At 65.3% G+C, this 19,684-nt stretch carries 16 protein-coding genes; 13 read left to right on the forward strand and 3 right to left on the reverse strand.

Translation table 11 applies throughout. The features are described 5' to 3' along the window. Positions 1-3: 3 nt before the first annotated feature. The 8 genes from H5V43_RS03100 to ligA all read left to right on the forward strand — a co-directional run bounded on the left by H5V43_RS03100 (position 4) and on the right by ligA (position 10,748). A complete protein-coding gene (locus tag H5V43_RS03100; protein WP_025550403.1) occupies positions 4-600 on the forward strand; it encodes a thymidine kinase in 597 nt (198 codons plus the stop codon). A 69-nt stretch (positions 601-669) separates the two neighbouring features. Further along, a complete protein-coding gene (gene truB / locus H5V43_RS03105) occupies positions 670-1,587 on the forward strand; it encodes a tRNA pseudouridine(55) synthase TruB (RefSeq protein ID WP_025550405.1) in 918 nt (305 codons plus the stop codon). Positions 1,588-1,604: 17 nt separating this feature from the next. After that, on the forward strand, positions 1,605-1,874 hold the full coding sequence (gene rpsO / locus H5V43_RS03110; protein WP_007689051.1) for a 30S ribosomal protein S15: 270 nt from the start codon (positions 1,605-1,607) through the stop codon (positions 1,872-1,874). A 273-nt stretch (positions 1,875-2,147) separates the two neighbouring features. After that, positions 2,148-4,475, forward strand: a complete 2,328-nt coding sequence (gene pnp, locus H5V43_RS03115) for a polyribonucleotide nucleotidyltransferase (protein ID WP_044661913.1) — start codon at positions 2,148-2,150, stop codon at positions 4,473-4,475. A 144-nt stretch (positions 4,476-4,619) separates the two neighbouring features. Further along, positions 4,620-5,633: a sensor histidine kinase gene (locus H5V43_RS03120; protein ID WP_025550407.1), complete on the forward strand. Its 1,014-nt coding sequence runs from the start codon at positions 4,620-4,622 to the stop codon at positions 5,631-5,633. 59 nt (positions 5,634-5,692) lie between these two features. Further along, a complete protein-coding gene (locus tag H5V43_RS03125) occupies positions 5,693-6,478 on the forward strand; it encodes an outer membrane protein assembly factor BamD (protein WP_044661915.1) in 786 nt (261 codons plus the stop codon). A 146-nt stretch (positions 6,479-6,624) separates the two neighbouring features. Continuing rightward, positions 6,625-8,289 (forward strand): DNA repair protein RecN, encoded by a 1,665-nt coding sequence (gene recN / locus H5V43_RS03130; RefSeq protein WP_025552297.1) that lies wholly within the window; start codon positions 6,625-6,627, stop codon positions 8,287-8,289. Positions 8,290-8,612: 323 nt separating this feature from the next. Next, a complete protein-coding gene (gene ligA, locus H5V43_RS03135) occupies positions 8,613-10,748 on the forward strand; it encodes an NAD-dependent DNA ligase LigA (protein ID WP_025549262.1) in 2,136 nt (711 codons plus the stop codon). Positions 10,749-11,016: 268 nt separating this feature from the next. On the opposite strand, the gene yghU is transcribed toward ligA, so the two are convergent. Beyond that, the gene (gene yghU / locus H5V43_RS03140; RefSeq protein ID WP_025549260.1) at positions 11,017-11,886 is read right to left on the reverse strand and encodes a glutathione-dependent disulfide-bond oxidoreductase; all 870 of its coding nucleotides are present in this window, start codon (positions 11,884-11,886) and stop codon (positions 11,017-11,019) included. 437 nt (positions 11,887-12,323) lie between these two features. Here yghU and groES point away from each other — a divergent pair, with 437 nt between their 5' ends. Together groES and groL are read left to right on the forward strand one after the other, a co-directional pair. Further along, positions 12,324-12,611: a co-chaperone GroES gene (groES, locus tag H5V43_RS03145; protein WP_025549259.1), complete on the forward strand. Its 288-nt coding sequence runs from the start codon at positions 12,324-12,326 to the stop codon at positions 12,609-12,611. Positions 12,612-12,712: 101 nt separating this feature from the next. Then, positions 12,713-14,359 carry a chaperonin GroEL gene (gene groL, locus H5V43_RS03150; protein ID WP_025549258.1) on the forward strand — a complete coding sequence of 549 codons (1,647 nt, stop codon included), beginning with the start codon at positions 12,713-12,715 and terminating at the stop codon, positions 14,357-14,359. Positions 14,360-14,524: 165 nt separating this feature from the next. Here the strand turns inward: groL and H5V43_RS03155 are convergent, their stop codons facing one another. Both H5V43_RS03155 and H5V43_RS03160 read right to left on the reverse strand, forming a co-directional pair. Further along, a complete protein-coding gene (locus tag H5V43_RS03155) occupies positions 14,525-15,631 on the reverse strand; it encodes a sigma-54 interaction domain-containing protein (protein WP_128830746.1) in 1,107 nt (368 codons plus the stop codon). 87 nt (positions 15,632-15,718) lie between these two features. Continuing rightward, the gene (locus H5V43_RS03160; RefSeq protein WP_044661918.1) at positions 15,719-16,765 is read right to left on the reverse strand and encodes an ABC transporter substrate-binding protein; all 1,047 of its coding nucleotides are present in this window, start codon (positions 16,763-16,765) and stop codon (positions 15,719-15,721) included. Between the two features lie 270 nt (positions 16,766-17,035). Between H5V43_RS03160 and H5V43_RS03165 the strand changes: the two genes are divergently transcribed. The 3 genes from H5V43_RS03165 to H5V43_RS03175 are packed head-to-tail and all read left to right on the forward strand — an operon-like array spanning position 17,036 to position 19,676. After that, positions 17,036-18,148, forward strand: coding sequence for an ABC transporter substrate-binding protein (locus H5V43_RS03165; RefSeq protein WP_025549255.1), 1,113 nt, complete (start codon positions 17,036-17,038; stop codon positions 18,146-18,148). Beyond that, a complete protein-coding gene (locus H5V43_RS03170; RefSeq protein WP_044661920.1) occupies positions 18,148-18,909 on the forward strand; it encodes an ABC transporter permease in 762 nt (253 codons plus the stop codon). The genes H5V43_RS03165 and H5V43_RS03170 overlap by 1 nt, the downstream gene beginning before the upstream one ends. After that, positions 18,906-19,676 carry an ABC transporter permease gene (locus tag H5V43_RS03175; protein WP_025549254.1) on the forward strand — a complete coding sequence of 257 codons (771 nt, stop codon included), beginning with the start codon at positions 18,906-18,908 and terminating at the stop codon, positions 19,674-19,676. Before H5V43_RS03170 ends, H5V43_RS03175 begins: the two co-directional genes overlap by 4 nt. Positions 19,677-19,684: the final 8 nt, after the last annotated feature.

The following is a 19,684-nucleotide window of genomic DNA, read 5'->3' on the forward strand; positions in this document are numbered from 1 at the left end:
CCGATGGCCAAGCTCTATTTCTACTATAGCTCGATGAACGCAGGCAAATCGACGACCCTGCTCCAATCCAGCTTCAACTATCGCGAACGCGGCATGGAAACCATGTTGTGGACTGCCGCGGTGGATGACCGCTACGGGAAGGGGCGCCACGGAAAGGGACGCATCGTCTCCCGCATCGGGCTGGACGCGCAGGCTCATCTGTTCGACCCCGCCACCGATCTCTTCGCCGCCATCGCCGCCCGACAGGCACGGACGCCGCTCTCCTGCGTGCTGATCGACGAGGCGCAATTTCTGAACGAGGAACAGGTCTGGCAGGTCGCCGCCGTCTGCGACCGGCTGAACATTCCGGTGCTGTGCTACGGCATCCGCACCGACTTCCAGGGCAAGTTGTTCGAGGGCAGCGCCGCGCTGCTCGGCCTGGCCGACACGCTGACGGAGATCAAGACGATCTGCGAATGCGGGCGGAAGGCGACCATGAACCTGCGCGTCGATGCTGAGGGGCGCCCCATCCGCGAGGGCGAGCAGACGGAAATCGGCGGCAATGACCGCTATGTCGCGCTTTGCCGCCGCCATTTCGTGGAACGCCGCTCCGGCTGCTGACCGCCGCACATGCCGCAACGGCCCGGAAAGGGCTGACAACAGGCGAGAGGAGGGCTAGAGCGCGCCGCCATGCATGGCTGGATCATCCTCGACAAGCCCTTGGGGCTAGGCTCCACCCAGGCGGTGAGCGCGGTGAAGCGCGCCCTGCGCCAGAGTGGCGCGGGCAAGTGGAAGGTGGGCCATGGCGGTACGCTCGACCCGCTGGCGACGGGCGTGCTGCCGATAGCGGTGGGGGAAGCGACCAAGCTCGCCGGACGGATGCTGGACAGCGACAAGATCTACGATTTCACCATAGGTTTCGGCCTCCAGACCGACACGCTGGACCTTGAGGGCCGGGAAATCGCCACCAGCCTGCATCGCCCCACGCTGACGGAGGTGCAGGCGGTCCTGCCCCGCTTCACCGGCCCGATCGAGCAGGCGCCGCCCGCCTACAGCGCGATCCTGATCGACGGCCGGCGCGCCTACGACCTTGCCCGCAAAGGGGAGGAGGTCGTGATGAAGACCCGCGCCATCACCATCCACAACCTCGCCATATCCCCGCCCCAGGGGCCAGCGAAGCCTGGAGAAGGGGAGGGCGGCGCGGAGATCGACGAAATGACCCTGCGCGCCCATGTTTCGAAGGGCACCTATATCCGTTCCCTCGCCCGCGACATCGCGCGCGCGCTCGGCACTGTCGGTCATGTTACCATGCTGCGCCGCATCAAGGCCGGCCCCTTCACCCTGCAATCCGCGATTTCGCTGGACAAATTGGACGAAGCTGCTAGGGGCGGCGACATCGCGCAGCTCATGCTGCCGTTGACGGCGGGGCTGGACGACATCCCGGCTCTCGCAGTCTCTCCCGACGATGCGCTCGCTCTCCGACAGGGGAAGGTGCTCGTGGGGAAACCGCATACCGGCCTGATGCTGGCGATGGAGGGCGAAACGCCCGTCGCGCTGGTCGAAGCCAGTGGCCCGGAGGTCCGGGTGGTGCGCGGCTTTAATCTCTAATCTCAGAAAGGAAGCCGATGTCGATCACTGCAGAGCGCAAGGAAGCGCTGATCAAGGAACATGCCCGCGCCGAGGGCGACACCGGTTCGCCGGAAGTCCAGGTTGCGATCCTCTCGGAGCGTATCGCCAACCTGACCGAGCATTTCAAGGGTCATCACAAGGATAACCACAGCCGTCGCGGCCTGCTGATGCTGGTCAACAAGCGCCGTTCGCTGCTGGATTACCTCAAGAAGAAGGATGGGGCCCGGTACACCGACCTCATCGCCAAGCTGGGCCTGCGCAAGTAAGTCTGCTAAAGAAGGAACGGCCCCCATGTCGGGGCCGTTTCCGATTCTGACAACATGGCGCTGGGCAATCCGGCATGGCGTCATGATCCGGGGGACATCCCCCACACCGTTCGCCCTGAGCTTGTCGAAGGGCACTCCTTCTTTTGAAGGGAAGGATTGGGCTTCGACAAGCTCAGCCCGAACGGAGGAGAGATAGGCTCTCCATCCATGGACCATCCGGTCCGAAACAGGCCCCGCCCGGCAATAGGGCCGCGCGGGCGAAGGAAAAAACCAATGTTCGATGTAAAGAAGGTATCAATCGAGCTGGGCGGCAAGACCCTCACGCTCGAAACCGGCCGCATTGCGCGTCAGGCCGACGCCGCCGTGCTGGCGACCTATGGCGAAACCGTGGTGCTGTGCGCCGTGACCGCCGCCAAGTCGGTGAAGGAAGGACAGGACTTCTTCCCGCTGACCGTCCATTATCAGGAAAAATATTCGGCCGCCGGTCGCATCCCGGGCGGCTTCTTCAAGCGTGAACGCGGCGCCACGGAAAAGGAAACGCTGGTTTCCCGCCTGATCGACCGCCCGGTCCGCCCGCTCTTCCCCGAAGGTTTCTACAATGAAATCAACGTCATCGCTCAGGTTCTGAGCTTCGACGGCGAAAGCGAGCCCGACATTGTGGCGATGATCGCCGCTTCGGCTGCGCTGACCCTGTCGGGCGTGCCTTTCCTGGGTCCGATCGGCGCCGCCCGCGTCGGCTACAAGGATGGCGAGTATCAGCTGAACCCGTCGCTGGACGAAGTGAAGACCGGCGAACTCGACCTGGTCGTCGCCGCCACCGGCAACGCGGTGATGATGGTCGAATCGGAAGCCAAGGAACTGTCGGAAGACGTCATGCTCGGCGCCGTCCTCTTCGCGCATGAAGCGTCGAAGAAGGTCGTCAACGCGATCATCGACCTCGCCGAAAAGGCCGCGAAGGACCCGTGGGACGTCGCCAAGGGCGAAGATCTGGATGACCTCAAGAAGAAGCTCAAGAAGCTGATCGGCAAGGACATCACGGCCGCCTACAAGCTGACCGACAAGTCGGCCCGCTCCAACGCGCTCAATGAAGCCCGCGCCAAGGCTAAGGCTTATTTCACGGAGGAAGGCCTCGACGCCCAGACCGTCATGGCCGGCATCAAGCTGACCAAGAAGCTGGAAGCCGAAATCGTCCGCGGCGCCATCCTGAAGGACGGCAAGCGTATCGACGGCCGCACCACGACGCAGATTCGCCCCATCGAGGCGATGGTGGGCTTCCTGCCGCGCACCCATGGTTCGGCGCTGTTCACCCGTGGGGAAACGCAGTCCATCTGCACCACCACGCTGGGCACCAAGGATGCGGAGCAGATGATCGACGGCCTGACCGGCGTTCATTATGAAAGCTTCATGCTGCACTATAACTTCCCGCCCTATTCGGTCGGTGAAGTCGGCCGCTTCGGCGCGCCGGGCCGCCGCGAAGTCGGCCATGGCAAGCTGGCATGGCGCGCCCTGCACCCGGTCCTGCCCAGCAAGGAAGAGTTTCCCTACACCATCCGCGTGCTGAGCGACATCACCGAGTCCAACGGCTCGTCCTCGATGGCGACGGTCTGCGGTGGTTCGCTGTCCATGATGGACGCGGGCGTTCCGCTGAAGCGTCCGGTGTCGGGCATCGCCATGGGCCTGATCCTGGAAGGCTCCAAATTCGCTGTCCTCAGCGACATTCTGGGCGACGAGGATCACCTTGGCGACATGGACTTCAAGGTGGCGGGCACGGAAGCGGGCATCACCACCATGCAGATGGACATCAAGGTCGCCGGCATCACGCAGGAAATCTTCGAAGTCGCGCTGCGTCAGGCGAAGGAAGGCCGCGCCCATATCCTGGGTGAAATGAGCAAGGCCCTGTCCTCGACCCGCACCGAACTGTCGGCTCATGCTCCGCGCATCGAAACGATCCAGATCGACAAGGCGAAGATCCGCGACGTCATCGGCACCGGCGGCAAGGTCATCCGTGAGATCGTCGCGGAAACCGGCGCCAAGGTCGACATCGACGACGAGGGCATCATCAAGATCAGCTCGTCCGACATCGCCCAGATCGAAGCCGCCAAGAAGTGGATTCTCGGCATTGTCGAGGAAGCGGAAGTCGGCAAGATCTACACCGGCAAGGTCGTCAACATCGTCGACTTCGGCGCCTTCGTGAACTTCATGGGCGGCAAGGACGGTCTCGTCCACGTCTCCGAAATGAAGAATGAGCGCGTCGAAAAGCCGACCGACGTCGTGTCGGAAGGGCAGGAAGTGAAGGTTAAGGTTCTCGAAATCGACCCGCGCGGCAAGGTTCGCCTGTCCATGCGCGTCGTCGATCAGGAAACCGGAGAGGAACTGGAAGACACCCGTCCGCCCCGCGAACCCAGGGGGGATCGGGGCGGCGACCGTGAAGGCGGCCGTGGCGACCGCAATCGCCGTGATCGTGGCGGTGACCGGGGCGACCGTGGCGGCCGCGGCGGCGATCGCGGTCCGCGCCGCGACCGCGGTCCGCGCGGCGAAGGCAGGGGCGGCGATGACGACGGCTCCAACGCCGGTCTGCCCGACTTCCTGACCCAGGACTGATCCGGTTCGTCGGACTCGGGAAAAAGAAGGGGCGTCCGGCTTGCCGGGCGCCCTTTTTTGACAGGATTTGAATGTTTCCTGATCTCCATCAATTGGCGGGCGTGGAAGTTATGTTACGGTAACGACCAGGGCGCAGGGGGATCTATGCAGCGCAGGAACGAAAGATTCGTGGAGCGTCTGCCGCTTGTCCTGCGACGGCCCTGGCATGCCTATTTGCTGGCCACCATCTTCTGCCTCACCGCCTTGGCCATTCGCACCATGGCGGAAAGCGCCATGCCCATCGGCTACCCCTTCGTATCCTTCTTCCCCGCCGTCATCCTGTCCTCCTTCCTCTTCGGGGTGCGGCCGGGCATCTATGCGGGCGTGCTTTGCGGGCTGCTGTCCTGGTATTTCTTCATCCCGCCGCGCATGGGCTTCGCACTGCATCCGGGCGTGCTGCTGGCGCTCGGCTTCTACAGCGCGGTGGTGATCGTGGACATCGCGCTGATCCATCTGATGCAGAAGGCGAATTTCAACCTGGCGATAGAGCGCGAACGCAGCCGCGTGCTGGCGGAAAACCGCGAATTGCTGTTCCACGAACTCCAGCACCGCGTCTCCAACAATCTTCAGGTCGTCGCCGCCATGCTTTCGCTCCACCGGCGCCATGTCGATCATGACCTGGCCCGCCGCGCGCTGGACGATGCCTCCGCCCGGCTGGCGCTGGTCGGCCGCATCAGCCGCGCCCTCTACAATCCGTCGGGGGAGGGGCAGAATATCCGCGCCTTCCTGACGACATTGACCGCCGACGTGCTGGAGGCCAGCGGCCGCGACGACATCGCCCTGACCGTCGACGCGCCCGACGCCCTGACGCTGGAGCCCGACATCGCCGTGTCGATCGCGCTGATCGTGACCGAAGCGATCAACAACGCCATCGAACATGGCCTGCCGCATCGCGGCGGCAGCATCCATGTCGGCCTGGACGTCAGCGACGGCACGATCAGCCTCAACGTCACGGATGACGGAAAGGGATTGTCGCCCGATTTCGATCCCGGTTTCAGCCAGAGCCTAGGCCTCCGGATTTCCAATGCCCTTGCCGGCCAGTTGAACGGCCGCTTCTCGCTCATGCCCTCGGCGACGGGCGGCGCGACCGCACGGCTCGACCTGCCTGTTCGCGCATAGCGACCGGCACGCACATTCTGCCGCTTGGCGAGGCGCATTCGCTCCGCTATGACCCGGCCATGCTGACGAAAACCATGACGCGCATCGGCGCGGCTACCGCACCGCTTCTGCTTGCCGCCCTGCTCTCGGGCTGCGCGACGTCGAAGAACAAGGCCGACACCCAATATGTCGCCCGCGACGTGTCGACGCTCTACAATGCGGGCAAATACCGCCTGGACCGCGGCCAGTACAAGCTCGCCGCCGCCCTGTTCGACGAGGTGGAGCGCCAGCATCCCTATTCGCCCTGGGCGCGCCGGGCGCAGCTCATGTCCGCGTTCAGCTATTACATGAATCAGGACTATCCGGAATCGATCGGCGCGGCCCAACGCTTCCTGTCGATCCACACCGGCAACAAGGACGCGCCCTACGCTTATTATCTGATCGCGCTCTGCTATTATGAACAGATTGCCGACGTCACCCGCGACCAGAAGATCACGCAACAGGCGCTGGATGCGCTGGGCGAGCTGATCCGCCGCTATCCCGACACCCGCTATGCCGCCGACGCCCGGCTGAAGATCGACCTCGTCAACGACCACCTCGCCGGCAAGGAGATGGAGATCGGCCGCTTCTACCAGCGCCGTGGCCAATGGCTCGCCGCCACGCTGCGCTTCCGCACGGTGATCGACAAATATCAGACGACCACCCACACTCCGGAGGCGCTGGAGCGTCTGGTGGAAAGCTATCTCTCGCTCGGCATCCCCGCCGAAGCGCAGAAGGCCGCCGCCGTGCTGGGCAAGAATTATCCGGGTTCGAAATGGTATGAGCGCAGCTACAAGCTGATGCGCGAACACCCCAATAAAGCATGATCTGGTCCCCCTCCCGCAAACGGGAGGGGTTAGGGGTGGGCCGCGAGCGAAGCGAGCGTTCCGCCCCAGCGTTGAAAGAAGCGCCGCTGGCGCGGTGCACCCACCCCCGGCCCCTCCCGCCTGCGGGAGGGGGGAGTCGCTCGCCTTTGCTGACTGCCCTGTCCATCCGCAACGTCGTGCTGATAGAGGCGCTGGACCTGGATTTCGGGTCGGGCTTGGGCGTGCTGACCGGCGAGACCGGCGCGGGCAAGTCGATCCTGCTCGATTCGCTGGGCCTCGCGCTGGGCGCCCGCGCCGACAGCGGCCTCGTCCGGACGGGAGAGGCGCAGGCCAGCGTCACCGCCACGTTCGATGCGCCCCGCACCGATCACCGCGCGACGAACCTGCTGGCCGAAAACGGCATCGACATCGAACCGGGCGAACCGCTCATCGTCCGCCGCACGGTCAAGGCCGACGGCGGCAGCCGCGCCTTCGTCAACGACCAGGCCTGCTCGGCGGCGCTGCTGCGCGATCTTGGCAGCGCTCTGGTCGAAATCCACGGCCAGCATGACGATCGCGGCCTGCTCAATCCACGCGGCCATCGCGCCCTGCTCGACGCCTATGGCCGCTGCGACACGGGCGCGGTCGCCCACGCCTATCACGCCTGGCGCGCCGCCGCCGACCGCCTCGCGGAAAGCCGCGCCAGCGTCGAAAGCGCCGCCCGCGACCGCGATTACCTGACCCATGCGGTCGACGAACTCACCCGCTTCGCCCCCGAACCTGGCGAGGAAGCCACGCTGGCCGAAGAGCGCGCCACCATGCAGAAGGGCGCGCGCCTCTCCGACGACCTTTCCGCCGTCACCGAATGCTTCACCGGCTCCGACGGCGGCCTCGCCCAGTTGCGGCAGGCCGCCCGCCGCCTCGACCGCATCGTCAGCGAATATGAACCGCTGGCCGAAGTCCTCGCCGCCCTCGACCGCGCCGTCATCGAGGCCAGCGAAGCTGAAGACCGCCTCAACGAAGCCGCCGAAGCGCTCAGCTTCGACCCCGCCCGTCTCGACGCCATAGAGACCCGCCTGTTCGACCTGCGCGGCCTCGCCCGCAAACATCAGGTCCAGCCCGACGATCTCGCCGCCCTGCGCGACGAGATGGCCGCGAAACTGGCCGCGATCGAGGGCGGGGAAGACCATCTCGCCGCCCTCGAAGCCGAGGTGAAGGGCAGGGCCGCCGCCTATCGCACCGCCGCCCAGGCCCTCTCCGCCGAACGCCAAATGGCCGCCGGAAAGCTCGACGCCGCCGTCGCCGCCGAACTCGCCCCGCTCAAGCTGGACGCCGCCCGCTTCCGCACCGTCGTCGCGCCGCAGGAGGAGGGGCAATGGGGACCGCACGGCATGGACCGGGTGGAATTCGAAATCTCCACCAACCCCGGCGCGCCCTTCGCCCCGCTGGTCAAGATCGCATCGGGCGGCGAACTCTCCCGCTTCATCCTCGCGCTCAAGGTCGCGCTGGCGGAGCAGGGCGGCGCGGACACGCTGATCTTCGACGAGATCGACCGCGGGGTAGGGGGCGCCGTCGCCTCGGCCATCGGGGAACGCCTGTCCCGCCTGTCGCAAACCAACCAGATATTGGTCGTCACCCATAGCCCGCAGGTTGCGGCGCGCGGTGCAGGCCATATGCTGATCGCCAAATCCAGCGACGGCACCGTCACCCGCACCGGCGTCCATGCGCTGAGCGACGGCGAACGCCGCGAAGAAATCGCCCGCATGCTCTCCGGCGCCGAAATCACGGCGGAGGCAAGGGCCCAGGCCGAACGATTGTTGGAAAAGCTATAAGCTGGCTTTTGACCAATCCAAGACATTCCCCTCCCGTAAACGGGAGGGGTTAGGGGTGGGCGCGAGCGTAGCGAGCTTAACAGCGCAGATGCCGCGCCAGCCCGCCCCCCTAACCCCCTCCCGCCTGCGGGAGGGGGAATGTCCACTACCCACCCAACTCCGTCATTCCCGCGAAGGCGGGAACCCATCTCCTGACCTCGCCTCAACTACAGCGGTGGGGAGATGGATCGCCGCCGGCGCGGGGATGACGATAGAGAGTTGACGGCTGTCGAGCCGCCCATAACCGCTACCCGCATCGCGATGCTGGCGCTAAAGAGAGGCGCATGACCGACCCCACGCAAATGACCGAAGCCGAAGCCGCCAACCGCCTGATGCGCCTCGCACGCGAAATTGCGCGCCATAACCGGCTCTATCACGATCAGGACGAGCCGGAGATCGCGGACGCGGACTATGACGCGCTGGTCCGCGAGAATAACGCGCTGGAGGCCGCCTTCCCGCACCTCATCCGCAGCGATTCCCCCAACGCCCAGGTCGGCGCCGCGCCCACCTCCGCGCTCAGGAAGGTCCAGCACGCCGTCCGCATGATGAGCCTCGACAACGGCTTTGCGGACGAGGACATCGCCGAATTCATCGCCCGCGTCCGCCGTTTCCTCGCGCTCCCCGAAGACGCCCCCGTCGCCCTCACCGCCGAACCCAAGATCGACGGCCTGTCCTGCTCGCTCCACTATGAAAAGGGCGAACTGGTCCTCGCCGCCACGCGCGGCGACGGCACGACCGGGGAAGACGTCACCGCCAATGTCCGCACCATCCCCGACATCCCGCAGCGCCTGACCGGGCAAGCCGTCCCCGACCTGTTCGAGGTGCGGGGCGAAGTCTATATGGCCAAGGCCGATTTCGTCGCCCTCAACGCGCGCCTCGCCGCCGAAGCCGACGACCCGGAAAAGGCCCGCCAGTTCGCCAACCCCCGCAACGCCGCCGCCGGTTCGCTGCGCCAGAAGGACGCCGCCGTCACCGCCAGCCGCCCCCTGCGCTTCCTCGCCCATGGCTGGGGGGAGGTCAGCGCCGTCCCCGCCGAAACCCAGCTCGGCGTCATGCAGGCGATAGCAGGCTGGGGGCTGCCCGTCTCCGACCGCCTCACCTGCGTCGACACGCTCGAAGCCCTCATCGCCCACTACCGCGCCATCGAAGCCGCCCGCGCCGACCTGCCCTTCGACATCGATGGCGTCGTCTACAAGGTCGACCGGCTCGACTGGCAGCAACGCCTCGGCTTCGTCGCCAAGGCTCCGCGCTGGGCCATCGCCCATAAATTCCCCGCCGAACGCGCCCAGACCACGCTGGAGTCCATCGACATCCAGGTCGGCCGCACCGGCAAGCTGACCCCGGTCGGCCGCCTGACGCCCGTCACCGTCGGCGGCGTCGTCGTCTCCAACGTCACCCTCCACAATGCCGATGAGATCGAGCGGCTGGGCGTCCGCCCCGGCGACCGCATCGTCGTGCAGCGCGCCGGCGACGTCATCCCGCAGGTGGTCGACAACCTCACCCGCGACGAACCGCGCACCCCCTTCGCTTTCCCCGATCATTGCCCCGTCTGCCATTCGGAAGCCGTGCGCGAGGAGGGGGAGGTCGACATTCGCTGCACCGGCGGCCTCATCTGCCCCGCCCAGCGTTTCGAACGGCTGCGTCATTTCGTCAGCCGCGCCGCGCTCGACATCGAAGGGCTGGGCGAAAAGAGCATCCAGGAATTTCTCGACCTGGGCTGGATCGCGGAGCCGGCCGACATATTCCGCCTGAAAACGCATCGCGCCGACCTGCTCGGCCGGGAGGGGTGGAAGGAAAAGTCCGTCGACAATCTCCTCGCCGCCATAGAGGCCAAGCGCCAGCCGGATGCCGCCCGCCTGCTTTTCGGTCTGGGCATCCGTCATATCGGCGCGGTGACCGCCCGCGACCTGCTCAGGCGCTATACGACGCTGGAGGGGATCAGTGCGCTCGCTGCCGGCATCATCGCGCTGCGCGACGCCGCCGCCCCTGCGGAGGGGGAGGAGGAATCCCGCTTCCGCAACCGCCTCGACAAGGCGATAGCCGAATATATCGGGGTCGAGAATGTGGGATCGGCGGTCGGCCACGCCCTGGCCGATTTCTTCCACGAGCCGCATAATGTGGACGTCTGGAACGACCTGCTGCGGGAGGTCTCCCCGCCCGACTATCTGGTCGAAACCACCGCCAGCGCGGTCACGGGCAAGACGGTGGTGTTCACCGGCAAGCTCGAAACCATGAGCCGCGACGAGGCCAAGGCGCAGGCCGAACGACTGGGCGCCAAGGCTGCCGGTTCGGTCAGCGCCAGGACCGACCTGGTGGTAGCCGGTCCCGGCGCGGGCTCGAAGCTCAAACAGGCCGCGGCGCTGGGTATCGATGTGATCGACGAAGCCGCATGGGCCGAAATCGTCAAGGCCGCCGGATAGGTCAGGCGGATGACCGGCCAACAGGGACATTGACCGCTTCCCTCCCCTTCAGGGGAGGGGACCGAGGGGTGGAGGGCTGCCCCACGCGCAACTTCGCCTGCTGGACGCTCCCGCACCCCGATCCTTCAAACGAGGCGCGGTTCGAACCTGAAAGGGGAGGGGCCCAATGACCGTAAACCTTCAGAGCGCGCTGCGTTGATCGGGAGCACGTCGCGCGCTCCGGGCTTCTGTCACCGCATCGTCTCAATCGGAAGACCGGTTCCCATCCTCAACCCGCCCCCTCCAGCTTGTCCTGCGTCCGCGTATCGAAGTCGCTGGCCTCATGCCGCTCCCGAAGCTGCTCCTCCAGCGGCCCGTTCGCCTTGTTGACCATCCGCCCGCGCTTCACCGCAGGCCGCGCGTCGATCTGCTTCGCCCAGCGCAGCACATTCCCATAGCTCTGCACATCGAGGAACTCCGCCGCATCATAGGCCCGGCCCAGCGCGACCCCGCCATACCAGGGCCAGATCGCCATGTCCGCGATCGTATACTCATCCCCGGCAATATATTCATGCTCCGCCAGTTGCCGGTCCAGCACGTCCAACTGCCGCTTCGCCTCCATCGTATAGCGGTTGATCGCATATTCGAACTTCTCCGGCGCATAGGCGAAGAAATGGCCGAAACCTCCGCCCAGCAGCGGCGCGCTGCCCATCTGCCAGAACAGCCAGTTGAGCGTCTCGGTCCGCCTGGCCGGATCGGTCGGCAGGAAAGCGCCGAATTTCTCGGCCAGATAGATCAGGATCGATCCGGATTCGAACACCCGCCGGGGCGGAGAGACGCCATGGTCCATCAGCGCCGGGATCTTGCTGTTGGGATTGACCGATACGAAGCCGCTGCCGAACTGGTCGCCCTCGTTGATCCGGATCAGCCAGGCGTCATATTCGGCGTCCTTGCCCGCCGCCAACAGCTCCTCCAGCATGATCGTCACCTTCTGCCCATTGGGCGTGGCGAGCGAATAGAGCTGGAGCGGGTGCTTGCCGACCGGCAATTCCTTCTCATGGGTCGGCCCGGCGACCGGCCGGTTGATATTGGCGAAGGCGCCGCCGCTTTCCTTGTCCCAGGTCCAGACGCGCGGCGGAATATAGGCTGTGTCGGTCATGCAGGCGTCTCCTTCGAAGGCGGGAACGGGGGATGGGGCGGGCAGGGACCCGCCGCTCCGGGCTAGGTAAGGATCGACCCTGTCCGGTGCAAACCCCGCATGATCAAAAAAAGGCGGTGCGGCGGCCCCGGCTGCATTGGTCGCATTTTTTGCACGTGGAAGGCATTTCGTCGCTGCCCCGGCTGTCTCTGCCGGCAGGAAAGGCCTATAGCCGCCCGCGTCATCATGTCTTTCGCGCTGCGGTCGCGGGCGGCGGGACAAAAAAAATTTGCACGGGGCTCTTGATCGTCCGGCCTTCCCGTCCATATGAAACGGCGCTGGCACTCCCCGACAGGGAGTGCTAACAGATACGGGTTCATCGGGGAGAAGGAGCCGGAGTCGCGTGGCGATTCCACCCCCCTCCCATTCAACGTCGTAAAGAGGGAAAGGCAATCAACATGGCATTTCGTCCGTTGCATGACCGCGTTCTCGTTCGCCGCGTAGAGGCGGAAGAGAAGACTGCCGGCGGCATCATCATCCCCGACACCGCCAAGGAAAAGCCGCAGGAAGGCGAAATCGTCGCCGTCGGCACCGGCAGCAAGTCGGAAGACGGCAAGGTCACTCCGCTGGACGTCAAGGCCGGCGACCGCATCCTGTTCGGCAAGTGGTCGGGCACCGAGGTCAAGGTCGACGGTGAAGACCTGCTGATCATGAAGGAATCGGACATTCTCGGCGTCGTCGCGTAAAGCGGCGAAGCTGACGGTCATTCCTATTTTTGGCGGATTTTCGTGCCTGTAACGGTGTGAACTTCGCAAGATTTGCAATTCTCAAAGAGAGGTAGAAGATCATGGCAGCGAAGGACGTAAAGTTTTCGCGTGACGCTCGTGAGCGCATCCTGCGCGGCGTCGACATCCTGGCCGACGCGGTCAAGGTGACCCTGGGCCCCAAGGGCCGCAACGTCGTCATCGACAAGAGCTTCGGCGCGCCCCGCATCACCAAGGACGGTGTTTCGGTCGCCAAGGAAATCGAACTGAAGGACAAGTTCGAGAATATGGGCGCCCAGATGGTCCGCGAAGTCGCTTCGAAGACCAACGACATCGCCGGTGACGGCACCACCACCGCGACCGTCCTGGCCCAGGCCATCGTTCGCGAAGGCATGAAGTCGGTGGCCGCCGGCATGAACCCGATGGACCTGAAGCGCGGCATCGACCTCGCGGTCGCCAAGGTCGTCGAGGACATCAAGGCCCGCTCGAAGCCGGTTGCTGGTTCGAACGAAGTCGCCCAGGTCGGCATCATCTCGGCCAATGGCGACCGTGAAGTCGGCGAGAAGATCGCCGAAGCCATGGACCGCGTCGGCAAGGAAGGCGTGATCACCGTCGAGGAAGCCAAGGGCCTCGATTTCGAACTGGACGTCGTCGAAGGCATGCAGTTCGACCGCGGCTACCTGTCGCCCTACTTCATCACCAATCCGGAAAAGATGCAGGTCGAACTCGCCGACCCCTACATCCTGATCCACGAAAAGAAGCTGTCGAACCTGCAGTCGATCCTACCGATCCTCGAAGCCGTGGTGCAGTCGGGCCGTCCGCTCCTCATCATCGCGGAAGACATCGAAGGCGAAGCGCTGGCGACCCTGGTCGTCAACAAGCTGCGCGGCGGCCTGAAGGTCGCTGCGGTCAAGGCGCCTGGCTTCGGCGACCGCCGCAAGGCCATGCTGGAGGACATCGCCGTCCTGACCAAGGGCGAAGTCATCTCCGAAGACCTCGGCATCAAGCTTGAGAACGTGACCCTCGGCATGCTCGGCACCGCCAAGCGCGTCACCATCGACAAGGACAACACCACCATCGTCGATGGCGCCGGCGACGGCGAAGCGATCAAGGGCCGCACCGAGCAGATCCGCGCTCAGATCGAGACCACCACGTCCGACTATGACCGCGAAAAGCTGCAGGAGCGTCTGGCGAAGCTGGCTGGCGGCGTGGCCGTCATCAAGGTCGGCGGCGCGACCGAAGTCGAGGTGAAGGAGCGCAAGGACCGCGTCGACGACGCGCTGCACGCGACCCGCGCAGCCGTTGAAGAAGGCATCGTCCCCGGCGGCGGCACGGCCCTGCTGTACGCGACCAAGGCCCTCAAGGACCTCAAGGGCGCCAATGACGACCAGACCCGCGGCATCGACATCATCCGCAAGGCCATCGAAGCGCCGCTGCGCCAGATCGCCAGCAATGCGGGCGTCGACGGCGCTGTCGTCGCCGGCAACCTGCTGCGCGAAAATGACGAGACCAAGGGCTTCAACGCCGCGACCGACACCTATGAGAACCTCGTCGCCGCTGGCGTGATCGACCCGACCAAGGTCGTTCGCGCCGCGCTGCAGGACGCCGCTTCGGTGGCCGGCCTGCTGATCACGACCGAGGCGACCATTGCTGAACTGCCTTCCGACGACAAGGCGCCGATGGGCATGCCCGGCGGCGGCATGGGCGGCATGGGCGGCATGGACTTCTAAGACCGCGTTGCGGGCGGGTCCTTGGCTCGCCCGCGATGTTGGGAGTCCAAATCCGAAAAAAAACGGAAAAGGCCGATGGAGCGATCCACCGGCCTTTTCCTGTCTTCGATCGTCAGGTTCCTCACTTAAGCGGGGGCGTCCGGCCCCATTTGCCTGGCGCTTGCCTTAGATCAAATTCAGATTCTTCAGATATGTGCGCACCACATTGCGAGTGATGCCCAATGCTTCGGCGGTCTTGATCTGATTTCCATGGCATTGATGAAAGGCCTCCGTTATCGTGAAGGCCACCAGCCGGTCGAGCAGATGATCGTGCCCGCCATTCAGCAGCCGAGCGACGAAGGGCCTTGCCGCCTCTTCCAGCGCCGCGGGGTCGGCGGTCGGATCGGTCAATTCGCTGAGGTTGCCAAGACCGAGGTCGGCGGGCTGGATGCGCCCGCCCTCGCAGATCAGAGCGGCACGATGGATCGCATTTTCCAACTCGCGAATATTGCCGGGCCAACCATGGCGGAACAACGCCTCCTCGGCCGCCGCGCTCAGTTCCAGCCGGTTCACGCCTGCCTTTGTGCCATAGATTTCAAGGAAATGGCGCGCCAGGGGAAGAATATCGGCTCTGCGCTCCCGCAGTGGCAGAAGGGGGATGGATACGACCTGCAGGCGATAGAAAAGATCTGAACGGAAACGACCCTCGCTGACCGCCTGCTGCAATTCGACATTGGTCGCTGCGATGACGCGGACATTGAGCGGCACGGCCTTGCGCGAGCCCAGCCGAACGACTTCCCGTTCCTGCAATACCCGCAAGAGCTTCACCTGCAAGGGCAGGGAAAGGTCACCCAGTTCGTCCAGGAACAACGTCCCGCCATTGGCCGCCTCGAACCATCCCGCCCGCGCGACATTGGCGCCGGTGAACGCGCCCTTTTCATAACCGAACAATTCGCCTTCGATCAGCGATTCGGAAAAGGCGCCGCAATTGACCGCAACGAAAGGCGTATGCGCCCGGTCGCTGAGGCTGTGCACATAGCGCGCGACCAGCTCCTTGCCGGTGCCGGTCTCCCCCATGATGAGAACATTGGCGTCACTCGGGGCGACCCGCTCGATCAGCGGCAGCAGGGTGCGGGATCGTGGATCGTTGAAGATCAGCGCCCGGGCGCGAGGTCCCACGGCATGATGCCGAGCGCAATCATAGGCCAGCAGCGGACGGCCATCGTCGTTCTTGGCCGATACCAGACCGACTTCGGCCCGGTCTGCGGCGCGGCTGTGCGAACTGTTCCTCATAGCGTCTCCATCCCTGGCAGACATCAGGATAGCAGGTAATTGTCTTCTGAATTAGTAGAAAATAAAGTTTGGAGCCTAGCTGAGCTTTCAGTGAGACGGCCGGAGAGGGGTGGCCAGTTCCGCGCGCCGCTTCATGACGCTGCGCAAGGGTTCCGCGCAGATCCAGCCATCGACATCCACAGGCGCTTCCAGAAATCCATGCAGCCACAGGAAATGCGCCTGAATCTTCAACATCTCCACGCGTTCATCCGACAGGTCGGGATGCAGGGCGCGATGGAAATTGTTGCGATAGGCCGCCTCTACGCCCTCCATGCCGGATAAGGTTTCCTGGGCAAGGATGGCGTTGAGGTCGGATGGATGGGCAGCCGCCCAATCGGCGGCACGCAAGCTCTGTTCCAGGAAGCGCTCGACCAGCGCCGGATGATGATCGATCATATGTTGGTGGACGACGATGGGGCGCGGCGTCCCGTTGTTCACCCGGGCGAGGCGGCTGGGATAGGCGTCGAGATCGATGCCTATCTCGAGCCCCAGGCGCTGCGCGGCTTCGGCGCCGGCCGCGCCCTTCACATAGACGGCGTCGACCCGGCCCGCCGCCAGCCACTCCAGGCCCAGCCAGAGGCGGCGCATCCCTTCGACGCTGGCCTGTTCGACGGGCGGGGCGGGGATTTCGATCAACTGCACGTCTTCCAGCGCAAGGCCGCCCAAAGCGAGAGCGCTCTTGATGCCGTGCAGCGCCATGCCGCGGGCGATGCTCTCGCCATGGGTACGGCCATAGCCGGGCAGGGCGAAGCGAAGCCCTTCAAGATCGGCAGGGTCCATGACGCCGACATCGGGCCTGACCATGATCGCCTGCCGTTCGTCGATCCAGGTCAGCCCGATCACTCGCGTCGGCGCACCCAACGCCCGCGCCGCCAGCGCCTGGATATTGCCCCCCTCGCGAAACAGATGGCGCGCCTGGTTTTCCGGATCGCTCGCGACCAGATTGAGGCCGAGTTCCTGAACCCGTCTGACGCTGATGCCGTCCTGTGCGAACGCCTCGGCCATCCAGCCTTTGGCGCAGGCCACGCCGGACGCTGCCGGTACCGGGCAGCGCGTCACCCAGACGCTGTCCAGAGGCGCGACCTTATTTGCCATTCCTGTTTCTCCACCTGTAGGCCGGCCTTCCCGACACCGACATAGGAATATATCCGTCGCAAGGCTCGTGCCAAAAGCCGCGATGCGGATGCGGAACGGTTCCGGGGCTCATCGCCGCTTCATTTCGCGCAATCGCGCGGTCGCCGCTGCGGCAAAATCACCAGCACGCAATCGCTGCTGCCTTGGCCGGCCCGCACGGGACCGCCGGATTATCCGGTTGGCACATGACGTGCATCGGATGGGGGCAGAGCCTTCAACGGAGCCTGCATAGTGGCCAATCAGAATAGCGCGTCTTTTCTTTCCCGCCTTCGTCAATGGCTGACCGCCGCCATGGCGCTGCTGGGCTCTGCCCTGCTTGCAGGCTGCGGCGGGTCCGGCGGCGGAGACGGCGAGGTGGTCAAGACCCTGACCATCGCGTCCATCGCCTATCCCTATCAGGGCAAGCAGGTGTTCAACGGCCTGAACGGCGTCGTCATCCAGCAGGGCTGGCTGAAGGAGGAACTGGCGAAGAAGGGGATCGAGCTGGTCTTCACCCCGGTCTCTACCGCCGTGGGCGGGCCGCTCATCAATGAAGGCTTTTCCGGCAAGCGGATCGACTTCGCCTCCTATGGCGATTTCCCCGCCGCGATCGCCGTCGCTGGCGGCGTGCCGCTGAAGATCGTGGCGCCGGTGGGGCAGGGGCAGGACGTCTATATCGTCGCGCGCAAGGGGCTGGCGGCGAAAAGCCTGGCCGACCTCAAGGGCAAGCGGATCGCGCTCCATCGCGGACGGCCCTGGGAACTGCCCTTTTCCAAGCTGGTCGACAGCAGCGGCCTGAAGCTGGATGACTTCAAGATCGTCAACATCAACCCCTCGGCCACGCCCGCCGCGCTGGAATCCGGCAGCGTCGACGCCGCCGTGCTGCTGTCCGACGGGTTGCTGGTCGAGCAGAAGGGCATTGGTCATGTGATCTGGTCGACCAGGGATGCGCCCGCCGACTGGAAGATGCGCGCCGAACTGTTCGGCCGGGCGGACTTTGTCGACGCGCATCCGGAGCTGACCCAATTGGTGGTGGACGCCTTCGTCCGCGCCGCCGCATGGTCCTCCGACGAAGCGAACAAGGCCGAAGTCATCCGCAAGGCCGCGCGCGGCGCCCTGCCGGAAGATATTGTGGCGAAGGATTATGCCAATAGCGGCATCCCCTGGCGGGAGCGCTTCTCGCCGGTCTTCAATCCGGCGGTGCTGGCGCATTACCGTTCGGTCGCGGATTATGCGCTGGAACGCGGCCTGATCCGCAAGAAAGTGGATGCCGATGCGCTGATCGATGAACGTTTCGTCGACAAGGCGCTCAAGGATTTGAAGCTGGAGCAGTTCTGGGCGCATGATGGCGGGGGGCAGGGCTGATGGCTTTCCCGCAAGGCAAGGCCGTCGCCGCGGCCTGGGCCGCGCCGGTCGCGCTGCTGGCGCTCTGGCAGGTCGCCTGCCTCAGCGGCCTGTTCCCGCCGCAAGTGCTGGTGCCGCCCAGCGTCGTCGCCCAGGCGCTGGCCGACATGGCTGCATCCGGCGAGTTGCAGCGGCATGTCGGGGACAGCCTCTATCGGCTGCTGGTCGGCTTCGCCATCGGCGCGGGCGCGGGCATGGTCTTCGGCGCGGCGCTGGCGCTGTCGCGGCTGGTCGAAGCCGTGCTGTCGCCGCTTTTCCTGACGCTCTGGCAGGTGCCTGTCATCGCCTTCGTGCCGCTGATGGTCATGTTCCTGGGGATCGATGAGCCCTTCAAGATCGCGGTCGTCGCCATCGCCGCCTTCTTCCCGATGGCGCTCGCGACCTTCGACGGCATCAGAGGCGTGCCGCGCAACTGGTTCGACGTCGCGAAAGTCTATCGCCTGAGCCTGCTCCAGTTGATCCGCCGCATCCTGCTGCCCGCCACCGTGCCCGCCGTGCTCACCGGCCTGCGGATTTCCCTGACCCGCGCCTGGGTCGTGCTGGTGGCGGCAGAGCTGCTCGCGGCGGACAGCGGCATCGGTCAGATGATGGAGATGGGGCGGCAACTCTTCCAGATCGACGTCGTGCTGGCGGGCGTGGTCGTCAGCGGCCTCATCGGTTTCCTGCTCGATCGTGGCGCCCGTTGGGTCGAAAGCCGCGCCACCCGCTGGAGGACGGCATGAAGGATCAACTCGCCCGCTGGCCTGTCCGGCTCGTCATCGGCCTTGTCGCGCCGCTGCTCCTCATCTTCCTGTGGCAGTGGCAGACGAGCGCCCATTCGGTGACCTTCGCGCCGCCCGTTGCCGTCGCCTCCGCGCTGGCTGAACTGCTGCGCAATGGCGACCTGCTGCGCGACACGCTGGCCACGCTGCAACGCGCCTTCACCGGCCTTGCCATCGGCGCGCCGCTGGGCGTGGCGGCGGGCATCGCCATGGGCATATGGAAGCCGGTCGACCGACTGCTGGGGCCGCTGCTTCACGCGCTGCGGCAGGTGCCGATGATCGGTTGGCTGCCCCTGATCGGCCTCTGGTTCGGGGTGGGTGAGGGGACGGAGCTGATCGTCGTCAGCATGTCGGCCTTCTTCCCCTCCATGCTCAACAGCCATGCCGGGGTCGCGCAGGTCGAGCGCCGCTATCTGGAGGTCGGCGGCATCTACCGCTTCACCACGCTTCAGCGCATCCGCTTCATCCTGCTGCCTGCCGCCATGCCGCTGGTGCTGACCGGCATCACCCAGGCGCTGGCCTTTGCCTGGATTTCCACCATCGGCACCGAATTGCTGACGGGCGCGGGGTCGGGGCTGGGCGTCGCGATGCAGACCGCCCAGGTCCAGCAGCGGCTGGACATCATGCTCGTGGTGATCGGCGTCACCGCCGCGCTCGGCTTCCTCATCAACCAGTTGTTCCGCCGCCTGCGCCAGTCCCTGCTGCGCTGGCAACCCGCTCAATCATGATCCGGAGA

It is taken from the genome of Sphingobium fuliginis (assembly GCF_015074805.1).
Lineage (GTDB): Bacteria > Pseudomonadota > Alphaproteobacteria > Sphingomonadales > Sphingomonadaceae > Sphingobium > Sphingobium fuliginis.